Source organism: Neisseria sp. HMSC070F02, assembly GCF_001814225.1.
Classification (GTDB): domain Bacteria; phylum Pseudomonadota; class Gammaproteobacteria; order Burkholderiales; family Neisseriaceae; genus Neisseria; species Neisseria meningitidis.
Window position 1 is genome coordinate 8,182 of sequence record NZ_KV815368.1, and the last position, 23,984, is coordinate 32,165.

The 23,984-nt window shown below is 50.1% G+C and carries 23 protein-coding genes and 1 pseudogene; 18 read left to right on the top strand and 6 right to left on the bottom strand.

The window, feature by feature from the left end:
• Positions 1-265: 265 nt before the first annotated feature.
• From HMPREF2959_RS02145 to efp, 3 genes are read left to right on the top strand one after another with little or no spacing between them, the layout of a single operon-like run.
• Entirely contained in the window at positions 266-544 is a 279-nt protein-coding gene (locus HMPREF2959_RS02145; RefSeq protein ID WP_002219408.1) for a hypothetical protein, read from the top strand.
• Positions 545-562: 18 nt separating this feature from the next.
• A complete protein-coding gene (gene earP, locus HMPREF2959_RS02150; protein ID WP_070696320.1) occupies positions 563-1,711 on the top strand; it encodes an elongation factor P maturation arginine rhamnosyltransferase EarP in 1,149 nt (382 codons plus the stop codon).
• 42 nt (positions 1,712-1,753) lie between these two features.
• Positions 1,754-2,314 carry an elongation factor P gene (gene efp, locus HMPREF2959_RS02155; RefSeq protein ID WP_002219406.1) on the top strand — a complete coding sequence of 187 codons (561 nt, stop codon included), beginning with the start codon at positions 1,754-1,756 and terminating at the stop codon, positions 2,312-2,314.
• A 49-nt stretch (positions 2,315-2,363) separates the two neighbouring features.
• On the opposite strand, the gene HMPREF2959_RS02160 is transcribed toward efp, so the two are convergent.
• The 3 genes from HMPREF2959_RS02160 to HMPREF2959_RS02170 all read right to left on the bottom strand — a co-directional run bounded on the left by HMPREF2959_RS02160 (position 2,364) and on the right by HMPREF2959_RS02170 (position 5,043).
• Positions 2,364-3,209 carry an NMB0938 family lipoprotein gene (locus HMPREF2959_RS02160; RefSeq protein ID WP_002217403.1) on the bottom strand — a complete coding sequence of 282 codons (846 nt, stop codon included), beginning with the start codon at positions 3,207-3,209 and terminating at the stop codon, positions 2,364-2,366.
• A 116-nt stretch (positions 3,210-3,325) separates the two neighbouring features.
• Positions 3,326-3,907 (bottom strand): methionine biosynthesis protein MetW, encoded by a 582-nt coding sequence (gene metW, locus HMPREF2959_RS02165; protein ID WP_002213791.1) that lies wholly within the window; start codon positions 3,905-3,907, stop codon positions 3,326-3,328.
• Entirely contained in the window at positions 3,904-5,043 is a 1,140-nt protein-coding gene (locus tag HMPREF2959_RS02170) for a homoserine O-succinyltransferase MetX (RefSeq protein ID WP_002225323.1), read from the bottom strand. The genes metW and HMPREF2959_RS02170 overlap by 4 nt, the downstream gene beginning before the upstream one ends.
• Before the next feature lie 149 nt (positions 5,044-5,192).
• Here HMPREF2959_RS02170 and HMPREF2959_RS12510 point away from each other — a divergent pair, with 149 nt between their 5' ends.
• Positions 5,193-5,393, top strand: coding sequence for a protein MIGRI (locus HMPREF2959_RS12510; RefSeq protein ID WP_002231505.1), 201 nt, complete (start codon positions 5,193-5,195; stop codon positions 5,391-5,393).
• A gap of 260 nt (positions 5,394-5,653) precedes the next feature.
• On the opposite strand, the gene ykgO is transcribed toward HMPREF2959_RS12510, so the two are convergent.
• Together ykgO and HMPREF2959_RS02185 are read right to left on the bottom strand one after the other, a co-directional pair.
• The gene (ykgO, locus tag HMPREF2959_RS02180) at positions 5,654-5,779 is read right to left on the bottom strand and encodes a type B 50S ribosomal protein L36 (RefSeq protein WP_002213788.1); all 126 of its coding nucleotides are present in this window, start codon (positions 5,777-5,779) and stop codon (positions 5,654-5,656) included.
• Positions 5,779-6,054, bottom strand: coding sequence for a type B 50S ribosomal protein L31 (locus HMPREF2959_RS02185; RefSeq protein ID WP_002217400.1), 276 nt, complete (start codon positions 6,052-6,054; stop codon positions 5,779-5,781). Before HMPREF2959_RS02185 ends, ykgO begins: the two co-directional genes overlap by 1 nt.
• 199 nt (positions 6,055-6,253) lie before the next feature.
• Here HMPREF2959_RS02185 and metF point away from each other — a divergent pair, with 199 nt between their 5' ends.
• From metF to odhB, 12 genes are all read left to right on the top strand, one after another.
• On the top strand, positions 6,254-7,132 hold the full coding sequence (gene metF / locus HMPREF2959_RS02190) for a methylenetetrahydrofolate reductase (RefSeq protein WP_002223857.1): 879 nt from the start codon (positions 6,254-6,256) through the stop codon (positions 7,130-7,132).
• A gap of 135 nt (positions 7,133-7,267) precedes the next feature.
• Positions 7,268-9,544 (top strand): 5-methyltetrahydropteroyltriglutamate--homocysteine S-methyltransferase, encoded by a 2,277-nt coding sequence (gene metE, locus HMPREF2959_RS02195; RefSeq protein WP_002243470.1) that lies wholly within the window; start codon positions 7,268-7,270, stop codon positions 9,542-9,544.
• 276 nt (positions 9,545-9,820) lie between these two features.
• A complete protein-coding gene (locus tag HMPREF2959_RS02200; RefSeq protein ID WP_002221128.1) occupies positions 9,821-10,558 on the top strand; it encodes a redoxin family protein in 738 nt (245 codons plus the stop codon).
• Positions 10,559-10,806: 248 nt separating this feature from the next.
• Positions 10,807-12,210 carry a dihydrolipoyl dehydrogenase gene (locus HMPREF2959_RS02205; protein WP_002243471.1) on the top strand — a complete coding sequence of 468 codons (1,404 nt, stop codon included), beginning with the start codon at positions 10,807-10,809 and terminating at the stop codon, positions 12,208-12,210.
• A 278-nt stretch (positions 12,211-12,488) separates the two neighbouring features.
• On the top strand, positions 12,489-12,866 hold the full coding sequence (sdhC, locus tag HMPREF2959_RS02215; protein WP_002217390.1) for a succinate dehydrogenase, cytochrome b556 subunit: 378 nt from the start codon (positions 12,489-12,491) through the stop codon (positions 12,864-12,866).
• Positions 12,860-13,201 (top strand): succinate dehydrogenase, hydrophobic membrane anchor protein, encoded by a 342-nt coding sequence (gene sdhD, locus HMPREF2959_RS02220; protein WP_002234597.1) that lies wholly within the window; start codon positions 12,860-12,862, stop codon positions 13,199-13,201. Before sdhC ends, sdhD begins: the two co-directional genes overlap by 7 nt.
• A gap of 2 nt (positions 13,202-13,203) precedes the next feature.
• Positions 13,204-14,967, top strand: coding sequence for a succinate dehydrogenase flavoprotein subunit (gene sdhA, locus HMPREF2959_RS02225; protein ID WP_002223853.1), 1,764 nt, complete (start codon positions 13,204-13,206; stop codon positions 14,965-14,967).
• A gap of 119 nt (positions 14,968-15,086) precedes the next feature.
• Positions 15,087-15,794 carry a succinate dehydrogenase iron-sulfur subunit gene (locus tag HMPREF2959_RS02230; protein ID WP_002243472.1) on the top strand — a complete coding sequence of 236 codons (708 nt, stop codon included), beginning with the start codon at positions 15,087-15,089 and terminating at the stop codon, positions 15,792-15,794.
• Between the two features lie 3 nt (positions 15,795-15,797).
• The gene (locus tag HMPREF2959_RS02235; RefSeq protein ID WP_002213764.1) at positions 15,798-16,046 is read left to right on the top strand and encodes an FAD assembly factor SdhE; all 249 of its coding nucleotides are present in this window, start codon (positions 15,798-15,800) and stop codon (positions 16,044-16,046) included.
• A 111-nt stretch (positions 16,047-16,157) separates the two neighbouring features.
• The gene (gene gltA, locus HMPREF2959_RS02240; RefSeq protein WP_002213761.1) at positions 16,158-17,441 is read left to right on the top strand and encodes a citrate synthase; all 1,284 of its coding nucleotides are present in this window, start codon (positions 16,158-16,160) and stop codon (positions 17,439-17,441) included.
• Between the two features lie 204 nt (positions 17,442-17,645).
• A complete protein-coding gene (locus tag HMPREF2959_RS02245) occupies positions 17,646-20,474 on the top strand; it encodes a 2-oxoglutarate dehydrogenase E1 component (protein ID WP_002243473.1) in 2,829 nt (942 codons plus the stop codon).
• A 99-nt stretch (positions 20,475-20,573) separates the two neighbouring features.
• Positions 20,574-21,740 (top strand): 2-oxoglutarate dehydrogenase complex dihydrolipoyllysine-residue succinyltransferase, encoded by a 1,167-nt coding sequence (gene odhB, locus HMPREF2959_RS02250; RefSeq protein WP_070696323.1) that lies wholly within the window; start codon positions 20,574-20,576, stop codon positions 21,738-21,740.
• Positions 21,741-21,791: 51 nt separating this feature from the next.
• Here the strand turns inward: odhB and HMPREF2959_RS12720 are convergent.
• A pseudogene (locus tag HMPREF2959_RS12720) lies at positions 21,792-21,899 on the bottom strand (IS5/IS1182 family transposase); the annotation flags it as partial.
• Positions 21,900-22,104: 205 nt separating this feature from the next.
• Here HMPREF2959_RS12720 and lpdA point away from each other — a divergent pair.
• The gene (lpdA, locus tag HMPREF2959_RS02255; RefSeq protein WP_002239023.1) at positions 22,105-23,538 is read left to right on the top strand and encodes a dihydrolipoyl dehydrogenase; all 1,434 of its coding nucleotides are present in this window, start codon (positions 22,105-22,107) and stop codon (positions 23,536-23,538) included.
• 124 nt (positions 23,539-23,662) lie between these two features.
• Entirely contained in the window at positions 23,663-23,950 is a 288-nt protein-coding gene (locus HMPREF2959_RS02260; protein WP_002213751.1) for a hypothetical protein, read from the top strand.
• Positions 23,951-23,984: the final 34 nt, after the last annotated feature.

Genomic DNA, 23,984 nt, shown 5'->3' on the forward strand with positions numbered 1-23,984 from the left:
CTTGTCCTGATTTTTGTTAATCCACTATAAAATTTCAAACCGACGCGCCGGGTTTTCAATATGCCCGTGCCTGCTGCCGCCTTGTCCTCAGGCATCGGCGGCAGCGTCCGATTTTTCGGGGAACGCCCGTCTCGGGCGTATTTAAAGGTTCGGCGGTGCGGTGTTTTCCTGCGGCAAGGCTTCAGACGGCATCTCCGGTGCGTCCGTTAGACAAGGCGTGCGCTTGGGGCGATAATGGCGTTTTGCTTTTTTTGAAAGCCTTGCAATGTCTCGAAACCTGCTTGTCCGTTGGCTTGCCGTCTGCCTCATCCCGTTGGCGACGCTTGCCGTTTTCGCCGCCAATCCGCCCGAAGACAAACTCCAGCATCTGATCAACGGCATCATCCTTGCCTGCGAAGCGACGTTTTTGTTTAAATTCGTCCTTTTCGACACCATCAAGCATCATTTGAAACAAGAGTTTGATTTGAAACGTCAAACTATGTTGCTGTTTATTCCGATTATTTTGCTGATTGTGTATTTGTTCCACTATTTCGGCGCGTTTTAGCTTGTTTCCGTTATTTCTATGAATACTCCTCCTTTTGTCTGTTGGATTTTTTGCAAGGTCATCGACAATTTCGGCGACATCGGCGTTTCGTGGCGGCTCGCCCGTGTTTTGCACCGCGAACTCGGTTGGCAGGTGCATTTGTGGACGGACGATGTGTCCGCCTTGCGTGCGCTTTGCCCTGATTTGCCCGATGTTCCCTGCGTTCATCAGGATATTCATGTCCGCACTTGGCATTCCGATGCGGCGGATATCGATACTGCCCTTGTTCCCGATATCGTTATCGAAACTTTTGCCTGCGACCTGCCCGAAAATGTGCTGCACATCATCCGCCGACACAAGCCGCTTTGGCTGAATTGGGAATATTTGAGCGCGGAAGAAAGCAATGAAAGGCTGCATCTGATGCCTTCGCCGCAGGAGGGTGTTCAAAAATATTTTTGGTTTATGGGTTTCAGCGAAAAAAGCGGCGGGTTGATACGCGAACGTGATTACCGAGATGCCGTCCGTTTCGATACTGAAGCCCTGCGAGAGCGGCTGATGCTGCCCGAAAAAAACGCCTCCGAATGGCTGCTTTTCGGCTATCGGAGCGATGTTTGGGCAAAGTGGCTGGAAATGTGGCAACAGGCAGGCAGTCCGTTGACACTGTTGCTGGCGGGGGCGCAAATTATCGACAGCCTCAAACAAAGCGGCATCATTCCGCAAAACGCCCTGCAAAACGACGGCGATGTTTTTCAGACGGCATCCGTCTGCCTTGTCAAAATCCCTTTCGTGCCGCAACAGGACTTCGACAAACTGCTGCACCTCGCCGATTGCGCCGTCATCCGCGGCGAAGACAGTTTCGTGCGCGCCCAGCTTGCGGGCAAACCCTTCTTTTGGCACATCTACCCGCAAGATGAGAATGTCCATCTCGACAAACTCCACGCCTTTTGGGATAAGGCACACGGTTTCTACACGCCCGAAACCGCATCGGCACACCGCCGCCTTTCAGACGACCTCAACGGCGGAGGGGCTTTATCCGCCACGCAACGCCTCGAATGTTGGCAAACCCTGCAACAACATCAAAACGGCTGGCGGCAAGGCGCGGAAGATTGGAGCCGTTATCTTTTCGGGCAGCCTTCCGCATCCGAAAAACTCGCCGCCTTTGTTTCAAAGCATCAAAAAATACGCTAGAATAGCGCGTTTTACGACAACCGATTTGATTGGAAAATCACAATGAAAACAGCACAAGAACTGCGCGCCGGCAATGTATTTATGGTCGGCAACGATCCTATGGTCGTTCAAAAAACCGAATACATCAAAGGCGGCCGCTCTTCCGCCAAAGTCAGCATGAAACTGAAAAACCTGCTGACCGGCGCGGCTTCCGAAACCATTTACAAAGCCGACGACAAATTCGACGTGGTCATCCTGTCCCGCAAAAACTGTACGTACAGCTACTTTGCCGACCCGATGTACGTCTTTATGGATGAAGAATTCAACCAATACGAAATCGAAGCCGACAACATCGGCGACGCGTTGAAATTCATCGTTGACGGTATGGAAGACCAATGCGAAGTTACCTTCTACGAAGGCAACCCCATTTCTGTCGAACTGCCCACCATCATCGTGCGCGAAGTCGAGTACACCGAGCCTGCCGTCAAAGGCGACACTTCCGGCAAAGTGATGAAAACCGCGCGCCTGGTCGGCGGCACCGAAATCCAAGTGATGTCTTACATCGAAAACGGCGACAAAGTCGAAATCGATACCCGCACCGGCGAATTCCGCAAACGCGCTTGATTTGTTGCATTGAAAAATGCCGTCTGAAAACGTTTCAGACGGCATTTTTTTATCTTCGCCCCAAGTTTGGATTGAAGTAGATGTTTTTTTCGTAAACGACAATACGCGTGATTTTGCCATTTTCGTCAAAATGGATGTCTAAAAACGGTTTGTCGGGATTGCGTTCACGGTTGGACAGCCGGAAGAGTGATTGGTTTTCAAGCATTTCTCCGTGTATTTTCAGATAGCCGGGCAATTGGCCGATGTATTGGAAATTGCCGCCAAGTCCGTTGTTGTGCCGGCTCGAATAGGCAGGGGTTGCCGAAACTTCAAAATAACGCGTGCGTTTCGGCTCCTCGCCTTGTCCGCGGGTTTCTTGACTGCCCTGTATCAGCAACAGCGTCGCTTCTCGGAGGCGGCGTTCCTGTTCCATCAAGGCATCTTGTGCCTGCCGGCTGATCGTGCGCTTTCCGTAACGCAAGTCTTCAATTGCCAGTATGATTTTCTGATGGTAGTCGGGATCTTCAGGGCGGATGTCGGGAAACAGCAGCCGCTGTATGTTGTCATAGCCGCCGCCGGGTAAGCCGAAACGGGTTTCCAGTTCGTGATGGGAAAGGGCAAACAGACAGTCCGAGTCAATGTGTTCGGCGATTTGCTGCATGAGATCGTCAATGCCGGTGGCGGGGTGCAGGTCGGTGCAATTTGACGGCGGCACGCTTTCTGCCTGCTTGACGTTATCAGGGGCGGATGCGGCCGGTTGCAAATCGGTTTGGGGTGCGGAAGACGAAGCGGCGGATGCCGTGGACGAGGCGGCGGATGCGCCGTTTTCTTTCGTTTTATCTTCTTTGCTCGGGGAACACGCGGTCAGCATCATTGCGGCAAGCCATAAGAGAAGTGATGAGGTTTTGTTTTTCATTCTATTGTTTCCAGTATTAAAGAGGCCGTCTGAAAACCTACCGTTTCATTTTTCAGACGGCCTGTTGTTAATAGAACCGAAGAACCTGTTAATGCCGACAAGGTTCTCAATCTGTCTTACCCGACGCGGTAAAATGCAAGGCTGCCCAAAAGGTTGGGGAAATGTTTGACCTGTCTGTTGCCCGTCATCACGGCGCGCTCAAGCACGCGGATGTTGTTTTTGGCGCACAACAAATCAAAGTCTTTGAGCGTGCACCAATGGATATTGGGCGTGTCGTACCAATGGTAGGGCATACGTTCGGAAACCGGCATATGTCCGCCGAGTGCGATTTGGACGCGGTTGCGCCAGTAGCCGAAATTCGGGAAGCTGACAATCGCCTGTTTGGCAACGCGCATCAGGCAGCGCAGGATTTTTTCGGTATTCTGCATCGCTTGGATGGTTTGGCTCAACACAATCACATCAAAACTTTGATCGTTGAATGCGGTTAAACCTTCTTCCAAATCGGCTTGGATAACATTTACGCCGCGCGACATCGCGGCGATGACGCTATTTGTGTCGATTTCGATGCCGTAGCCGCTGCATTTTTTGTGTTCGACCAATGCGGCAAGCAGTTCGCCGTCGCCGCAGCCCAAGTCCAAGACGCGGCTGCCTTCGGGTATCCGGTCGTAAATCAGTTGCAAATCATCGCGCAGGTTCATTGCTGACATTCCTTATAAACGTTGTTCATATAGGCGGCGACCGCACGCATATAGGCTTCGTCTTCCATTAAAAAGGCATCGTGCCCGTGTGCGGATTTGACTTCGATATACTGCACGGATTTTTGGGCGGCAATCAGTGCCTTGACCAGTTCGTGCGAACGTTCGGGTGCGAAACGCCAGTCGGTGCTGAAGCTGGCGACAAAGAATTTCGCTTTCACATTTTGCAGGGCGCGGGTCAGGCTGTCGCCGAAATCTGCCGCCGGATCGAAATAGTCCAAAGCCTTGGTCATGAGCAGGTAAGTGTTGGCGTCGAACCGTCCGACGAATTTGTCGCCCTGATAGCGAAGATAGGATTCCACTTCAAATTCAACACCAAAGCCGTATTGATAACCGTTGGAACGCAAATCGCGTCCGAATTTTTTGCCTAAACCGTCTTCGGCAAGATAAGTGATGTGTCCCATCATGCGGGCAATCCGCAAGCCCCGTGCAGGAACGGTATTGTGGCTGCGGTAATGTCCTTCATTGAAATCAGGGTCGGTCAAAATTGCCTGACGCGCCACATCGTTAAACGCGATATTTTGCGTGGACAGTTTCGGCGCAGACGCAATCACCAAAGCATGGCGCACACGCTCGGGGTAGGAAATCGTCCACTGCAAAGCCTGCATGCCGCCCAAGCTGCCACCGACAATCGCCGCCCATTGTTCGATACCGAGATAGTCGGCAAGCGCGGCTTGGGATTTTACCCAGTCCTTCACCGTAACCACCGGAAAATCCGCGCCGTATTCCCTGCCCGTTTCAGGATTAATCGACAAAGGCCCGCTGCTGCCGTCGCAGCCGCCCAGATTATTCAAACCGACCACGAAAAAACGTTCCGTATCAATCGGTTTGCCAGGTCCGACCATATTGTCCCACCAGCCCGTATATTTATCTTCCGCCGAATGCCTGCCCGCAACATGATGGTTGCCCGACAGCGCGTGGCAGATTAAAACCGCATTGTTTTTTTCAGCATTCAGCTCGCCGTAGGTTTCAATCATCAGATCGAAACGCGGCAAAGTTTTACCGTTTTCCAAAACCAGCGGCATCTCAAACGGAATTTTTTGGGGCATTACAATGCCCACCGAGGCATTTTGACTCATATCCTGTTCCAACAAATGCGGCGAAAAGCGTTATTATATCGCAAACGGCATGACTTTTTGACACGGTCGGACAAGCAGCCGGACGCGTTTGACCCTCATCCGCCGCACACGAATCATACTTTTTCAGACGACCTCCACCGCTTCCCGACATGATAGGCAGACTTTTCCGTATTTTTTTCTTTTTCGCACTTGCCGCGTTGATTATCAACCGCCTTTTCAGCCGCAGGCAAAAACGCGCCCTGCGCGAAGTCGCCGAAATCAGCGCATGGGTACTGCTCGGTGCAGCCGCCGCGATGCTGTTTTGGTATCTGTTTATGCTGTATTTCAAACACATTCCGGATTCGTATTGACGGAAAAAATGCCGTCTGAAACGCATTTTTCTGTTTCAGACGGCATATTTGATGAAAAGGGCTTGCGGTAGGAGGTGCTTTATAGTGGATTAACAAAAACCAGTACGGCGTTGCCTCGCCTTAGCTCAAAGAGAACGATTCTCTAAGGTGCTGAAGCACCAAGTGAGTCGGTTCCGTACCATTTGTACTGTCTGCGGCTTTGTCGCCTTGTCCTGATTTTTGTTAATCCACTATACAACCGAAGCAGGAAGGGCAGGGAGTCAGCGTTGGCGTGCTTTAAAACGCGGATTGCTTTTGCAGATGACGTAAACTTTGCCCCTGCGTCTGACGATTTGGCAGTCGCGGTGGCGTTGTTTGGCGGTTTTGAGTGAAGACAGAACCTGCATTATTTGTCCTTTCTAAACGATGACATGACGGATTGGAAACGTTGGTTGAATTTGCTGGCACGGCCTTCGGTGTTGACGTTGCGCTGTTTGCCAGTATAGACGGGATGGGATGCGGAAGAAGTATCCAGCGAAAACAGCGGATATTCTTTGCCGTCTGTCCAAACCATCGTTTTTCCGTGTGTTTCGGCGCAAGAACGAATCAACCAGCCTTCATTGGCGCTGCTGTCGAAAAAAAGGACGGTTCGATAATTGTCAGGATGAATATTCGGTTTCATATATCGCCTTAGTTGAATTGTTATAACATAACAAACTTTATCATAAATTAGAAGGCTTGTACAAGGAAATTTAACTATTTTTGTAATATATTAGAAATTTTCATGATAAATCTGAAAATTTTGAAATTGACTCATGTTTGGCGCAACTTTATTATGTTGCCTGAAACATCATATAAAAGATAATAAAAGGTACGCAGCCATGAATTACGCAAAAGAAATCAATGCGTTAAATAACAGTCTTTCTGATTTGAAAGGCGACATTAACGTTTCGTTTGAATTTTTCCCGCCGAAAAACGAACAAATGGAAACGATGCTGTGGGACTCCATCCACCGTCTGCAAACCCTGCATCCCAAGTTCGTATCCGTAACTTACGGCGCAAATTCCGGCGAACGCGACCGCACGCACGGCATCGTCAAACGCATCAAACAGGAAACCGGCTTGGAAGCCGCGCCGCACCTGACCGGTATCGACGCTTCTCCCGACGAATTGCGCCAAATTGCCAAAGATTATTGGGACAGCGGCATCCGCCGCATTGTCGCCCTGCGCGGAGACGAGCCGGCCGGTTATGAGAAAAAACCGTTTTACGCCGAAGACTTGGTTAAGCTATTACGCTCCGTCGCCGACTTCGACATCTCTGTAGCAGCATATCCCGAAGTGCATCCCGAAGCGAAATCCGCACAAGCCGACCTGATTAATTTGAAACGCAAAATCGATGCGGGCGCGAACCACGTCATCACCCAATTCTTCTTCGATGTGGAACGCTACCTGCGCTTCCGCGACCGCTGCGTGATGTTGGGTATCGATGTGGAAATCGTCCCCGGTATTTTGCCTGTTACCAACTTCAAGCAGCTCGGTAAAATGGCTCAAGTAACCAACGTCAAAATCCCAAGCTGGCTGTCGCAAATGTATGAAGGTTTGGACGACGACCAAGGTACGCGCAATCTGGTGGCGGCAAGTATCGCCATCGATATGGTCAAAGTCCTGTCCCGCGAAGGCGTGAAAGATTTCCACTTCTATACGCTTAACCGCAGCGAGCTGACTTACGCCATCTGCCATATTTTAGGTGTGCGCCCTTAAAGCCGAAAACGGCTTCAGACGGCATCCAGGGCCGTCTGAAAAGCAAAACGCCGCCCCATCCGAGCCATTCTGATTTACAATACCGGCCGATTCGGATTGAACCGGTCCTTACAAAATCCAACTGGAGAGTTCAACATGACAACATTACATTTCTCAGGCTTCCCGCGTGTCGGCGCCTTCCGCGAATTGAAATTCGCACAAGAAAAATACTGGCGCAAAGAAATCAGCGAGCAAGAATTGCTGGCTGTTGCTAAAGACTTGCGCGAGAAAAACTGGAAACACGAAGCTGCTGCCAACGCTGATTACGTTGCTGTAGGCGATTTCACTTTCTACGATCACATCCTCGACCTGCAAGTTGCTACCGGTGCCATCCCTGCCCGCTTCGGCTTCGACAGCCAAAACCTGTCTTTGGAACAATTCTTCCAACTGGCGCGTGGTAACAAAGACCAATTTGCTATCGAAATGACCAAATGGTTCGACACCAACTACCACTACTTGGTGCCTGAATTCCACGCCGATACCGAATTCAAAGCCAACGCCAAACATTACGTTCAACAGTTGCAAGAAGCCCAAGCTTTGGGCCTGAAAGCCAAACCGACCATCGTCGGTCCGCTGACCTTCCTATGGGTGGGTAAAGAAAAAGGCGCAGTCGAATTCGACCGCCTGAGCCTGTTGCCTAAACTGCTGCCTGTTTACGTTGAAATCCTGACTGCTTTGGTTGAAGCCGGTGCCGAGTGGATTCAAATCGACGAGCCTGCTTTGACTGTTGACCTGCCTAAAGAATGGGTAGAAGCATACAAAGACGTTTACGCCACTTTGAACAAAGTAAGTGCCAAAATCCTGTTGAGCACTTACTTTGGTTCTGTTGCCGAACACGCCGCATTGTTGAAATCCCTGCCTGTTGACGGCCTGCACATCGACTTGGTACGCGCTCCCGAGCAACTGGACGCGTTCGCCGACTATGACAAAGTCCTGTCTGCCGGCGTGATTGATGGTCGCAACATTTGGCGCGCCAACCTGAACAAAGTTTTGGAAACTGTTGAGCCTCTGCAAGCCAAACTGGGCGACCGTTTGTGGATTTCCAGCTCTTGCTCTCTGCTGCACACTCCATTTGACTTGTCAGTTGAAGAAAAACTGAAAGCCAACAAACCCGACTTGTACTCTTGGTTGGCATTTACCCTGCAAAAAACCCAAGAATTGCGCGTTCTGAAAGCCGCATTAAATGAAGGCCGTGATTCCGTTGCCGAAGAACTGGCCGCTAGCCAAGCTGCTGCCGATTCTCGTGCCAACAGCAGCGAAATCCACCGTGCAGACGTTGCCAAACGCCTGGCTGATTTGCCTGCCAACGCAGACCAACGCAAATCTCCATTTGCCGATCGTATCAAAGCGCAACAAGCATGGTTGAACCTGCCTCTGCTGCCGACTACCAACATCGGTTCTTTCCCGCAAACTACCGAAATCCGCCAGGCACGCGCCGCCTTCAAAAAAGGCGAACTGTCTGCCGCCGATTACGAAGCCGCGATGAAAAAAGAAATCGCCTTGGTGGTTGAAGAGCAAGAAAAACTGGACTTGGACGTACTGGTACACGGCGAAGCCGAGCGTAACGACATGGTTGAATACTTCGGCGAATTGTTGAGCGGTTTTGCATTCACCCAATACGGCTGGGTACAAAGCTACGGCTCACGCTGCGTTAAACCACCGATCATCTTTGGTGACGTAAGCCGTCCTGAAGCCATGACCGTAGCTTGGTCTACTTACGCACAAAGCCTGACCAAACGCCCGATGAAAGGCATGTTGACCGGCCCTGTAACCATTCTGCAATGGTCTTTTGTCCGCAACGATATTCCTCGCTCTACTGTATGCAAACAAATCGCACTGGCCCTGAACGACGAAGTATTGGATCTGGAAAAAGCCGGCATCAAAGTCATCCAAATCGACGAACCTGCCATCCGCGAAGGCCTGCCTTTGAAACGTGCCGATTGGGATGCCTACCTGAACTGGGCTGGCGAATCCTTCCGCCTGTCCTCTACTGGTTGCGAAGACAGCACTCAAATCCACACCCATATGTGCTACTCTGAGTTCAACGACATCCTGCCTGCGATTGCTGCAATGGATGCGGACGTCATCACCATCGAAACTTCACGTTCCGACATGGAACTCTTGACCGCGTTCGGCGAATTCAAATACCCGAACGACATCGGCCCGGGCGTTTACGACATCCACAGCCCGCGCGTACCGACTGAAGCTGAAGTGGAACATCTGTTGCGCAAAGCCATCGAGGTTGTACCGGTTGAACGTCTGTGGGTTAACCCAGACTGCGGCCTGAAAACACGTGGCTGGAAAGAAACTCTGGAACAACTCCAAGTGATGATGAACGTAACCCACAAACTGCGTGCCGAACTGGCTAAATAAGCAGGGATAACGTGATCAGATGCCGTCTGAATACTTTTCAGACGGCATTTCTGTTTTCAAATGAGCGTAGGGGAGTTTCTAAGAATTTTTCTCAAATAAGACTTGTTTTTTTTAGGCATGGCTTTATATACTGCAAGAAGTTGGTCGAGGTTGGTAATTAATAGTTTTGAATAATTAATATTATTTGAACTATAAATTATACAAATCGACTTATTCGGGGTAGAATGCCCAGCGATTCACAATCATTTCTTAAACCTATCTATTAAGGAGCTCAAAATGGCTTTGCAAGATCGTACCGGTCAAAAAGTACCTTCCGTAGTATTCCGCACCCGCGTCGGCGACACTTGGAAAGATGTGTCTACCGATGATTTGTTCAAAGGCAAAAAAGTAGTCGTATTCTCTCTGCCTGGCGCATTTACTCCGACTTGCTCTTCTTCCCATTTGCCACGTTACAATGAATTGTTCGGCGCGTTCAAAGAAAACGGCGTTGATGCAATCTACTGCGTATCTGTAAACGATACTTTCGTAATGAACGCTTGGGCTGCCGAAGAAGAATCTGACAACATCTACATGATTCCTGATGGCAACGGCGAATTTACCGAAGGCATGGGTATGTTGGTCGGTAAAGAAGACTTGGGCTTCGGCAAACGCTCTTGGCGTTACTCCATGCTGGTTAACGACGGCGTGGTTGAAAAAATGTTCATCGAGCCTGAAGAACCGGGCGATCCGTTCAAAGTATCCGATGCAGATACTATGCTGAAATTCGTTGCTCCTGATTGGAAGGCTCAAGAGTCTGTGGCAATTTTCACTAAACCAGGTTGTCAATTCTGCGCCAAAGCCAAACAAGCTTTGCAAGACAAGGGTTTGTCATACGAAGAAATCGTATTGGGCAAAGATGCAACCGTTACTTCTGTACGCGCCATTACCGGCAAGATGACTGCTCCTCAAGTCTTCATCGGCGGTAAATACATCGGCGGCAGCGAAGATTTGGAAGCTTACTTGGCTAAAAACTGATAGCTGTTTGCTTAAGGCGGTTTGATTAAACTGTCTGATATACCGGATAGAGTTATTCGGGCGGTTCTACACTGCCGCTCCGAATAACTCTATATTTATAAGAGAATTTGGATATTGTTGCACTCAATCGAAATTTTGTTTTTATTTATCTGAATGATGTTTTTGATTGGGAAAATATTTAAATGCCGTCTGAAACCGATATGTTCTGTGTCGGCAATGTTTCAGACGAAAACGGAAGGACAAAGATTATGAAAAAAATTCAAGCGGATGTCGTCGTACTCGGCGGCGGTACTGCCGGTATGGGTGCGTTTCGCAATGCCCGTTTACATTCGGATAATGTTTACCTGATTGAAAACAATGTGTTCGGCACAACCTGCGCGCGCGTGGGTTGTATGCCTTCCAAACTCTTGATTGCCGCCGCAGAGGCGCGCCACCACGCATTGCATACCGACCCGTTCGGCGTGCATTTGGACAAAGACAGCATCGTCGTCAACGGTGAAGAGGTCATGCAGCGCGTTAAATCCGAGCGTGACCGTTTTGTCGGCTTTGTCGTTGCCGATGTGGAAGAGTGGCCTGCCGACAAGCGCATTATGGGTTCGGCTAAATTTATCGACGAGCATACCGTCCAAATCGACGAGCATACTCAAATTACGGCAAAAAGTTTCGTGATTGCTACCGGTTCGCGTCCCGTCATCCTGCCGCAATGGCAGTCTTTGGGCAATCGTTTGATTATCAACGATGACGTTTTCTCATGGGATACGCTGCCTAAGCGCGTTGCCGTGTTCGGGCCGGGTGTTATCGGTTTGGAACTGGGTCAGGCATTGCACCGTTTGGGCGTGAAAGTTGAAATTTTCGGTTTGGGTGGCATCATCGGCGGCATTTCCGACCCCGTCGTTTCAGACGAGGCGAAAGCCGTGTTCGGTGAAGAATTGAAACTGCATTTGGATGCTAAAACCGAGGCCAAACTCGACGCAGACGGCAATGTAGAAGTCCATTGGGAGCAGGATGGCGAAAAAGGCGTATTTGTTGCCGAATATATGCTGGCAGCCGTAGGCCGCCGTCCGAACGTTGACAATATCGGTTTGGAAAACATCAATATCGAAAAAGATGCGCGCGGCGTACCCGTTGCCGATCCGCTGACTATGCAGACCAGTATTCCGCATATCTTTATTGCGGGCGACGCGTCCAACCAACTGCCCCTGCTGCATGAAGCCGCCGACCAAGGCAAGATTGCCGGCGATAACGCAGGCCGCTACCCGAATATCGGCGGCGGTTTGCGCCGCAGCACCATCGGCGTAGTGTTCACCAGTCCGCAAATCGGCTTTGTCGGTTTGAAATACGCGCAGGTTGCCGCGCAATACCAAGCCGACGAATTTGTCATCGGCGAAGTATCGTTCAAAAACCAAGGCCGCAGCCGCGTGATGCTGGTAAACAAAGGCCATATGCGCCTGTATGCCGAAAAAGCCACCGGCCGCTTCATCGGCGCAGAAATCGTAGGTCCGGCCGCCGAACATTTGGCGCACCTGTTGGCTTGGGCACATCAAATGAAGATGACCGTTCCGCAAATGCTGGATATGCCGTTCTACCATCCCGTTATCGAGGAAGGTTTGCGTACCGCGTTGCGCGATGCCGATGCGAAATTGAAAGCCTGACCGATATGGCAAAACAATGCCGTCTGAAATTTTTTCAGACGGCATTTTGTTTTTGGGGATGGGGTCGGATGCTGATACCGTGTCGGGAAGGGGGCGGCAAAACTAAAAATCTTTCTTTTAATCTGCTGTTTCCACGCGTGTTTGTCAAAATCTATCAGTTTGTTTTTAAAATACACTGTTCAAAATGGGATAAAACAGGTAAATTAACGTTTATGTAACCCAGTGTAGCAATGGGTTTACGGTTTTTGAGTCGATATATAACTACAGAGGAATTGACTATGTCTGCCAAACCGCGTCCTGTTTATCTGGATTTGCCGAACATCCGTCTGCCGATACCCGGGATAGTTTCCATCCTTCACCGCATCAGCGGGGTCGGGCTGTTTATTATGCTGCCTTTCCTGCTGTATTTCCTGTCCGGTACCCTGAGTCAAGAGTCTGCATTTGAAACTTACCGTGCCATTGTTTCCCATCCTTTGGTCAAGCTGGTTTTAATCGGTGTATTGTGGGCTTATCTGCACCATTCTCTCGCCGGTATCCGCTTTTTATTTTTGGATGCGCACAAAGGCCTTGAGCTGAATACTGCGCGCAATACCGCTAAAGCCGTATTTGCTTCTGCATTGGTTTTGACTGTCGTTTTGGGAGCGTTGTTATGGTAGAACGTAAATTGACCGGTGCCCATTACGGTTTGCGGGATTGGGCGATGCAACGTGCGACCGCGGTTATTATGTTGATTTATACCGTTGCACTTTTAGTGGTTCTATTTGCTCTGCCTAAAGAATATTCGGCATGGCAGGCATTTTTTAGTCAAACTTGGGTAAAAGTATTTACCCAAGTGAGCTTCATCGCCGTATTCTTGCACGCTTGGGTGGGTATCCGCGATTTGTGGATGGACTATATCAAACCCTTCGGCGTGCGTTTGTTTTTGCAGGTTGCCACCATCGTCTGGCTGGTCGGCTGCTTGGTGTATTCAATTAAAGTAATTTGGGGGTAAGTATGGGTTTTCCTGTTCGCAAGTTTGATGCCGTGATTGTCGGCGGTGGTGGTGCAGGTTTACGCGCAGCCCTCCAATTATCCAAATCCGGTCTGAATTGTGCCGTTTTGTCTAAAGTGTTCCCGACCCGTTCGCATACCGTAGCGGCGCAGGGCGGTATTTCCGCCTCTCTGGGTAATGTGCAGGAAGACCGTTGGGACTGGCACATGTACGATACCGTGAAAGGTTCCGACTGGTTGGGCGACCAAGATGCGATTGAGTTTATGTGCCGCGCCGCGCCTGAAGCCGTAATTGAGTTGGAACACATGGGTATGCCTTTTGACCGTGTGGAAAGCGGTAAAATTTATCAGCGTCCTTTCGGCGGCCATACTGCCGAACACGGTAAACGCGCGGTAGAACGCGCCTGTGCGGTTGCCGACCGTACAGGTCATGCGATGCTGCATACTTTGTACCAACAAAATGTCCGTGCCAATACGCAATTCTTTGTGGAATGGACGGCACAAGATTTGATTCGTGATGAAAACGGCGATGTCGTCGGCGTAACCGCCATGGAAATGGAAACCGGCGAAGTTTATATTTTCCACGCTAAAGCTGTGATGTTTGCTACCGGCGGCGGCGGCCGTATTTATGCGTCTTCTACCAATGCCTATATGAATACCGGCGATGGTTTGGGTATTTGTGCGCGTGCAGGTATCCCGTTGGAAGACATGGAATTCTGGCAATTCCACCCGACCGGCGTGGCAGGTGCGGGCGTGTTGATTACCGAAGGCGTACGCGGCGAGGGCGGTATTCTGTTGAATGCCGACGGCGAACGCTTTATGGAACGCTATGCGCCGACCGTAAAAGACTTGGCTTCTCGCGACGTTGTTTCCCGCGCGATGGCGATGGAAATCTACGAAGGTCGCGGCTGCGGTAAAAACAAAGACCATGTCTTACTGAAAATCGACCATATCGGCGCAGAAAAAATTATGGAAAAACTGCCGGGCATCCGCGAGATTTCCATTCAGTTCGCCGGTATCGATCCGATTAAAGACCCGATTCCCGTTGTGCCGACTACCCACTATATGATGGGCGGTATTCCGACCAACTACCATGGCGAAGTTGTCGTTCCTCAAGGCGACGAATACGAAGTGCCTGTAAAAGGTCTGTATGCGGCAGGTGAGTGCGCTTGTGCTTCCGTACACGGTGCGAACCGCTTGGGTACCAACTCCCTGTTGGACTTGGTGGTATTCGGTAAAGCTGCCGGCGACAGCATGATTAAATTCATCAAAGAGCAAAGCGACTGGAAACCTTTGCCTGCGGATGCGGGCGAGCTGACCCGCCAACGTATCGAGCGTTTGGACAATCAAACTGATGGCGAAAACGTTGATGCATTGCGCCGCGAATTGCAACGCTCCGTACAACTGCACGCCGGCGTGTTCCGTACTGATGAGATTCTGAGCAAAGGCGTTCGAGAAGTCATGGCGATTGCCGAGCGTGTGAAACGTACCGAAATCAAAGACAAGAGCAAAGTGTGGAATACCGCGCGTATCGAGGCTTTGGAATTGGATAACCTGATTGAAGTGGCGAAAGCGACTTTGGTGTCTGCCGAAGCACGTAAAGAATCACGCGGTGCGCACGCTTCAGACGACCATCCTGAGCGAGATGATGAAAACTGGATGAAACATACGCTGTACCATTCAGATACCAATACCTTGTCCTACAAACCGGTGCACACCAAGCCTTTGAGCGTGGAATACATCAAACCGGCCAAGCGCGTTTATTGATGCGTTTTCAGACGGTCTTCGCCTCAAAGGTCGTCTGAAATCTAACCATACCCACATTGAACTGCTTGAATTTATAATACAAAATCATTGGGCAGTTGATGAGAAAAGGAACACTTCTCATGGAAAAAATGAGTTTTGAAATTTACCGTTACAACCCGGATGTTGATGCCAAGCCTTATATGCAGCGTTACGAGTTGGAATTGGAACCGACCGACGTGAAACTTTTGGATGCTTTGGTACGCCTGAAAGCACAAGACGATACCTTGTCTTTCCGCCGCTCCTGCCGCGAAGGCATTTGCGGATCGGACGGTATGAACATCAACGGCAAAAACGGCTTGGCGTGTTTGACCGATCTGCGTGGCTTGAAACAGCCAGTTAAAATCCGTCCTCTGCCAGGTCTGCCTGTTATCCGCGACCTGATTGTGGATATGACCCAGTTCTTCAAACAATACCATTCCGTCAAACCTTATGTTGTCAACGATAATCCGATTGATGCGGACAAAGAGCGTCTGCAAACTCAGGAAGAGCGTAAAGAGTTGGACGGTTTGTACGAGTGTATTTTGTGCGCCTGCTGTTCGACTGCCTGCCCGTCATTTTGGTGGAACCCTGATAAATTCGTTGGTCCGTCCGGTTTGCTGAATGCTTACCGTTTCATTGCGGACAGCCGTGATACCATCACTAATGAGCGTTTGGATAATCTGAACGACCCATACCGTTTGTTCCGTTGCCACACCATTATGAACTGCATAGACGTATGTCCTAAACACTTGAATCCGACCCGAGCCATCGGTAAGATTAAAGAGATTATGTTGAAACGGGCCGTTTAAGAAATGATGGTTTTTGACGATATTGCCAAACGGAAAATCCGTTTTCAAACCCGCCGGGGATTGTTGGAATTAGATTTAATCTTCGGCAGGTTTATGGAAAAAGAATTCGAGCATTTGAGCGATAAAGAGCTGTCCGAGTTTTCCGAAATCCTTGAATTTCAAGATCAAGAATTGCTTGCCTTGATTAACGGGCATTCGGAAACGGACAAAGGGCACCTTATCCCGATGCTTGAAAAAATCAGACGGGCATGAGGCATCTGAAATCTGCCTGCAGGCAGATTTCAAAATGCAAAAGCCGTCTGAAGGCAAAGAACGTGCTGCGGATGCAGTAACGTGGGTTATAACTTGCAAAGGAGCAATAATATGTCCAAATCAATCAAACTCAACGTACCGGGTCAGGCAGGTTTGGAGCTGCCGGTATTGGAAGCCAGCATCGGGCACGATGTGGTTGACATTCGGGGGCTGACAAAAAATACAGGTTTGTTTTCCTTCGACCCCGGATTTGTTTCAACCGCAAGCTGTGAGTCTAAAATTACTTACATCGACGGCGATCAAGGCTTGCTTTATTATCGCGGATACCCCATCGAGCAGCTGGCCGAAAAGTCCGATTATTTGGAAGTCTGCTACCTGTTGATTTACGGCGAACTGCCGACTCCCGAGCAAAAGGCAGAATTTGACAATACCGTCCGCCGCCACACGATGGTGCATGAACAGCTGACTTGGTTCTTCCGGGGGTTCCGCCGCGACGCGCATCCGATGGCGATGATGGTCGGCGTGGTCGGCGCACTGTCTGCGTTCTACCAAGACAGCTTGGACATTAGCAATCCCGAACACCGCAAAATCGCGATTTACCGCCTGATTTCTAAAATCCCGACCATTGCGGCAATGTGCTACCGCTATTCAAACGGTCTGCCGTTCAATTATCCGAAGAATAATCTTTCTTATTCCGAAAACTTCCTTCATATGATGTTCGCCACGCCGTGTGAAGACTACAAACCCAATCCCGTTTTGGCACGCGCGCTCGACCGCATCTTTATTTTGCATGCCGACCACGAGCAAAACGCCTCAACTTCAACCGTCCGTCTGGCAGGGTCTTCGGGTGCGAACCCGTTTGCCTGTATTGCTGCCGGTATCGCCTGCCTGTGGGGTGCTTCGCACGGCGGTGCGAACGAAGCCGTGTTGAAAATGTTGGACGAAATCGGCGATGTGTCTAATGTTGCCGCATACATGGAAGGTGTGAAACAACGCAAATACCGTCTGATGGGCTTCGGTCACCGCGTGTACCGCAATATGGATCCGCGTGCCAGCATTATGCGCGAAACCTGCTATGAAGTTTTGAAGGAATTGGGCTTGGAAGACAGTCCGAAATTCAAACTGGCGATGGAATTGGAACAGATTGCGCTGAAAGACCCGTTCTTTATCGAACGCAAACTGTATCCAAACGTCGATTTCTATTCCGGCATCGTCCTGTCCGCGCTGGGCATCCCGACCGAAATGTTTACCGTCATCTTCGCCCTGTCGCGCAGTGTAGGTTGGATTTCGCACTGGCACGAGATGATTAGCGATCCTTCGCTGAAAATCGGCCGCCCGCGCCAGCTTTATACCGGTTCGGAACGCCGCGATTATGTGCCGCCAGGCGAGAGGTAACATACATTAATATATTGTCAAACAGGCAATATCAGAGAACCGGATTGTTTCCCGAATCCGTCTGATTGTAGTCGGATGAAATCAAGACAAGCAATCCGGTTTAAAATAGGGTAGAATAAAATGTCTTTTCAGACGGCATCAGTTTAGCCGTCAGGACGCGGACTTCTACCCTTTGTTTATATTTTAAAGAAAAGAGCGCACGCCATGATGGACGAAAAACTCAATTTCTCTTACCTGTTCGGTTCGAACGCACCCTACATTGAGGAATTGTACGAGGCTTTTTTGGAAAACCCCGATACGGTTGATGAAAAATGGAAGCAGTATTTCACCGATTTGAGCAAACAGCCGGGGACGGTTGCTGTCGATGTCGCACACACACCGATTCGCGAATCATTTGTTACTTTGGCGAAAAAGAAAATTGCATCTGCCGTTGCGGGCGGTGCGGATGAGGCAATGCTGAAAAAGCAAGTCAGCGTTTTACGGCTGATTTCTGCCTATCGTATCCAAGGCGTGGGTGCAGCCCAACTTGATCCGCTCAAACGTATCCCCCCGCGCGATATTGAAGCCCTCGATCCGAAATTCCACGGTCTGTCTGATGCCGATATGGCGCTTCAATTCAATATGGGCGAGGGCGATTTTGCCAATCGCGGCAAACTGCCTTTGTCCCAAATCATCAGCAACCTCAAACAAACCTACTGCGGCCACATCGCATTGGAATATATCTATATTCCCAATACCGAAGAGCGCCGCTGGGTACGCAATTATTTTGAAAGCGTATTGTCCACACCGCATTACAATGCCGATCAAAAACGCCGTATCTTGAAAGAGATGACTGCTGCCGAGACTTTGGAACGTTATCTGCATACCAAATATGTCGGTCAGAAACGTTTCGGTGTCGAAGGCGGCGAAAGCGCGATTGCCGGTTTGAACTACCTGATTCAAAACGCCGGTAAAGACGGCGTGGAAGAAGTCATCATCGGTATGGCGCACCGTGGCCGTCTGAATGTTTTGGTGAACATTTTGGGCAAAAAACCCGGCGATTTGTTTGCCGAATTTGAAGGTCGTGCCGAAATCAAACTGCCCAGCGGCGACGTGAAATACCATATGGGCTTCAGCTCCGATATTGCTACCCCGCACGGCCCGATGCATGTTTCTTTGGCGTTCAACCCGTCCCACTTGGAAATCGTCAATCCGGTAGTGGAAGGTTCTGCACGCGCCAAGCAAAAACGTTTGGGCGAAAACGGCCGCGATAAAGTCTTGCCCGTATTGATTCACGGCGACTCCGCATTTATCGGTTTGGGTGTCAACCAAGCGACATTCAACCTGTCTAAAACGCGCGGTTATACCACCGGCGGTACGGTTCATATCGTCATCAACAATCAAATCGGCTTTACCACTTCCGATATCCGCGATACCCGTTCAACCGTACACTGTACCGATATCGCAAAAATGGTTTCCGCTCCGGTTATCCATGTGAACGGCGATGATCCTGAGCGTGTTTGCTTTGCCATCCAAGCCGCTTTGGATTACCGCAAAAAATTCCATAAAGACATCGTGATCGACGTTGTCTGCTACCGTAAATGGGGCCACAACGAGGGCGACGATCCGACCTTGACCCAACCGATGATGTACAAAAAAGTATCGCAACACCTGGGTGCGCGTGCTTTGTACACCGAGCAACTGATTGCCGAAGGCGTGGTAACCCAAGCCGAGGCTGACGGTTACATCCAAGCCTACCGTGATGCTTTGGATAAAGGCGAACACGTCGAGCAAACAACGTTGAGCAACTTCCAACGCACACAAATTGACTGGAGCAAATACCAAGGTAAAGATTGGCGCGAACACATCGAAACCGGTTTGCCTGCCGCGGATATTGAGCGTCTTACCGAGAAATTTACCGCCGTACCGGAAGGCTTTGCCCTGCATCCGACTGCAAAACGTGTGATTGAAGCGCGTAAAGCCATGGCATCCGGCAAACAAGCCATCGACTGGGGTATGGCCGAAACCTTGGCATACGCAAGCCTTGTAACCAAAGGTCATGGCGTGCGTATCTCCGGTGAGGACTCCGGGCGCGGTACATTCTCACACCGTCATGCAGTATTGCACGATCAAAAACGTGAAAAATGGGATGACGGTACTTATGTTCCTCTGCGCCATATGGGCGAAGGTATGGGCGAGTTCTTGGTTATCGACTCCATTTTGAACGAAGAAGCCGTGATGGCGTTCGAGTACGGCTTTGCCTGCTCCGCGCCTGACAAGCTGACCATTTGGGAAGCTCAATTTGGTGACTTCGCCAACGGCGCGCAAGTGACTATTGACCAATTCCTGTCTTCAGGCGAAACCAAATGGGGTCGTTTGTGTGGTCTGACCACCATCCTTCCGCACGGCTACGACGGTCAAGGTCCCGAGCACTCTTCTGCACGCGTAGAACGTTGGTTGCAACTGTGTTCTGAGAACAATATGCAAGTCATCATGCCGTCTGAAGCGTCGCAAATGTTCCACCTCTTGCAACGTCAAGTCTTAGGTTCATACCGCAAACCGCTGGTAATTTTCATGTCCAAACGCCTGTTGCGATTCAAAGGGGCAATGAGCCCGCTGGAAAACTTCACCGAAGGTTCGACTTTCCGTCCAGTTATCGGCGATACCGCCGAACGCGCAAGCAACGACAGCGTGAAACGCGTGGTATTGTGTGCCGGTCAGGTTTACTATGACTTGGAAGCCGGTCGAGCCGAACGTAAACTGGAAGATGATGTCGCTATTGTCCGCGTTGAGCAGCTGTATCCGTTCCCATACGACGAGGTTAAAGCCGAACTGGCGAAATATCCGAACGCAAGATCTGTGGTTTGGGCACAAGAAGAGCCGAAAAACCAAGGCGCGTTCTACCAAATCCGCCACCGCATCGAAGACGTTATCAGCGAAGAGCAAAAACTGTCTTATGCCGGTCGTCCAAGCAGCGCATCGCCTGCAGTGGGCTACTCAAGCAAACACATTGCTCAATTGAAACAATTGGTTGAAGACGCTTTGGCATTGTAAGCCAAGTAGCATTCCGTCTGAGGCTGCTCAGGCGGAACACCCATATGCAGAATGAAAAACACACAACAGGCCGTCTGAAAGGGCCATTGGAGACACAAAATGATTATTGATGTAAAAGTACCTATGCTGTCTGAAAGCGTATCTGAAGGCACGCTCTTGGAATGGAAGAAAAAAGTTGGCGAAGCAGTTGCCCGTGACGAAATCCTGATCGATATCGAAACGGACAAAGTGGTTTTGGAAGTACCTTCTCCACAAGCCGGCGTATTGGTTGAAATCGTAGCGCAAGACGGTGAAACCGTTGTTGCCGACCAAGTTTTGGCACGTATCGATACCGCTGCTACTGCCGCTGCTGAAGCACCTGCCGCCGCTCCTGCCGAAGCTGCCCCGGCCGCCGCTCCTGCTGCTGCACAAAACAACGCCGCTATGCCTGCCGCCGCCAAACTGGCTGCAGAGAGCGGTGTTGACGTGAACGCATTGCAAGGTTCCGGCCGTGACGGTCGCGTATTGAAAGAAGACGTACAAAATGCCGCTGCCAAACCTGCCGCAGCCGCAGCCCCTGCCGGCGCACGTCCTGAAGAACGCGTACCAATGAGCCGCCTGCGTGCCCGTGTTGCAGAACGCCTCTTGGCTTCTCAACAAGAAAACGCCATTCTGACTACATTCAACGAAGTCAACATGAAACCAATCATGGACTTGCGTGCGAAGTACAAAGAAAAATTCGAGAAAGAACACGGCGTGAAATTGGGCTTTATGTCCTTCTTCGTTAAAGCCGCTGTCGCCGCCCTGAAAAAATACCCGGTTGTGAATGCTTCTGTTGACGGCAAAGACATCGTGTACCACGGCTACTTCGACATCGGTATCGCGATTGGCAGCCCACGCGGTTTGGTTGTGCCAATCCTGCGCGATGCCGACCAAATGAGCATTGCCGACATCGAACAAGCAATTGTTGATTACGCGAAAAAAGCCAAAGATGGCAAAATCGCTATCGAAGATCTGACCGGCGGTACATTCAGTATTACCAACGGCGGTACTTTCGGTTCTATGATGTCTACCCCGATCATCAACCCGCCTCAATCTGCGATTTTGGGTATGCATGCCACTAAAGAGCGCGCTGTGGTTGAAAACGGTCAAGTTGTTGTCCGTCCAATGATGTATCTGGCTCTGTCTTACGACCACCGTATCATCGACGGTCGCGAAGCTGTATTGACCTTGGTAGCCATTAAAGACGCGTTGGAAGACCCGGCCCGCCTGTTGTTGGATCTGTAATCGTTTCAGACGGCCTTTTATTTGTTAATGAAAAGGCCGTCTGAATTTTTATAGTGGATTAAATTTAAACCAGTACGGCGTTGCCTCGCCTTGCCGTACTATTTGTACTGTCTGCGGCTTCGTCGCCTTGTCCTGATTTAAATTTAATCCACTATATTTAGATGTAGCGTAATGTAGTATCGTGCTACAATAGGCTCAACGAACGATTGAGGCCGTCTGAAACATTTGATTCGAATGAATCGGCAGATATGGACTTTCAGACGGCTTTTTCTTAAAACCATCAAAACGCAGTCATTCAAAATAAAAAAGAAACGAAAAGTATCGTTTTTATTTTGAGATACTGCTAAAAGCAAAGGATGACACGATGTCTCAATATGATGTAGTAGTGATTGGTGCAGGCCCGGGCGGATACGTTGCCGCCATCCGTGCCGCACAACTGGGTTTCAAAACTGCCTGTGTCGATGCAGGCGTTAACAAAGCAGGCAATGCCCCTGCATTGGGCGGTACTTGCTTGAACGTAGGCTGTATCCCTTCTAAAGCCCTGTTGCAATCCAGCGAACATTTCCACGCAGCGCAACACGAGTTTGCCGAACACGGTATCACTGTCGGCGACGTAAAATTCGACGCGGCCAAAATGATTGAGCGCAAAGATGCCATCGTGACCAAACTGACCGGCGGCGTGAAATTCCTGTTCCAAAAAAACAAAGTAACCAGTCTGTTCGGTACGGCTTCCTTTGCTGGTAAAAATGGCGATGCTTACCAAATCGAAGTCGATAACAAAGGCGAGAAAACCGTTATCGAAGCCAAACACGTCATCGTAGCCACCGGTTCCGTACCGCGTCCGCTGCCACAAGTCGCTATCGATAACGTGAACGTATTGGACAACGAAGGCGCATTGAACCTGACCGAAGTACCTGCCAAACTCGGCGTGATCGGTTCCGGCGTGATTGGTTTGGAAATGGGTTCCGTATGGAACCGCGTGGGTGCAGAAGTTACCATTCTTGAAGCTGCGCCGACCTTCTTGGCTGCCGCCGACCAACAAATCGCCAAAGAAGCCTTCAAATACTTCACCAAAGAGCAAGGCTTGAGCATCGAATTGGGTGTAAAAATCGGTGACATTAAATCTGAAGGCAAAGGCGTTTCCGTTGCTTACGAAACTGCTGCCGGCGAAGCCAAAACCGAAGTATTCGACAAACTGATCGTTGCCATCGGCCGTATTCCAAACACCAAAGGCCTGAACGCGGAAGCCGTAGGCTTGGAAAAAGACGAGCGCGGCTTTATCAAAGTGGACGGCGAATGCCGTACCAACCTGCCTAACGTATGGGCAATCGGCGACGTGGTTCGCGGCCCGATGTTGGCACACAAAGCCAGCGACGAAGGCGTTGCCGTTGCCGAGCGCATTGCCGGTCAAAAACCGCATATCGACTTCAACAACGTACCGTTCGTGATTTACACCGACCCTGAAATCGCTTGGGTGGGTAAAACCGAAGAGCAGCTCAAAGCCGAAGGCGTGGAGTACAAAAAAGGTACTTCAGGTTTCGGTGCAAACGGTCGCGCATTGGCAATGGGCAAAGCTAAAGGTACGGTTAAAGTATTGGCAGATACCAAAACCGACCGCATCTTGGGCGTACACATGATTGGCCCGGTTGTCAGCGAATTGGTTACCGAAGGCGTGACTGCGCTCGAATTCTTCGCCAGCAGCGAAGACATCGCCCGCATTATCCATGCCCACCCAACCTTGTCCGAAGTGGTTCACGAAGCTGCATTGGCGGCCGACAAACGCGCTTTGCACGGTTGATAGACATTAAGGCCGTCTGAAATTTTTCAGACGACCTTAATGCCTTCGACAAATTGAATGTTCCGAGAGCTCCGTTTTCTGATTTATAATTCCGTCAGACAAACAAACAGCATTTACATTCGTTATGAACAAAGAAATAGTCGGTATTTTCTTTATACCGATGGGCATCATCAGCATGTGTATGGCCGCATTGTGGCAGATGTATGTGATGATGACCGAAACTTATACGCTCAACCGTTTCAAAGATAAAGAATTGGTTTGGCGCGTGGCATTGTTGTTTATCAGTTTCAGCCTTGCCGTTTATCTGCTCTGTCCGAATTCGCGTAAAAAAGGCATCGTCTTTTTTATTCTCGGGGGAGGCGGTGCAGCCATGTATCTGCTGGCGCGGATGTGGTTGCCTTTCAGCAAGTGAAACGACGATTTTCCGACCGCCGAAAGGTAGTCTG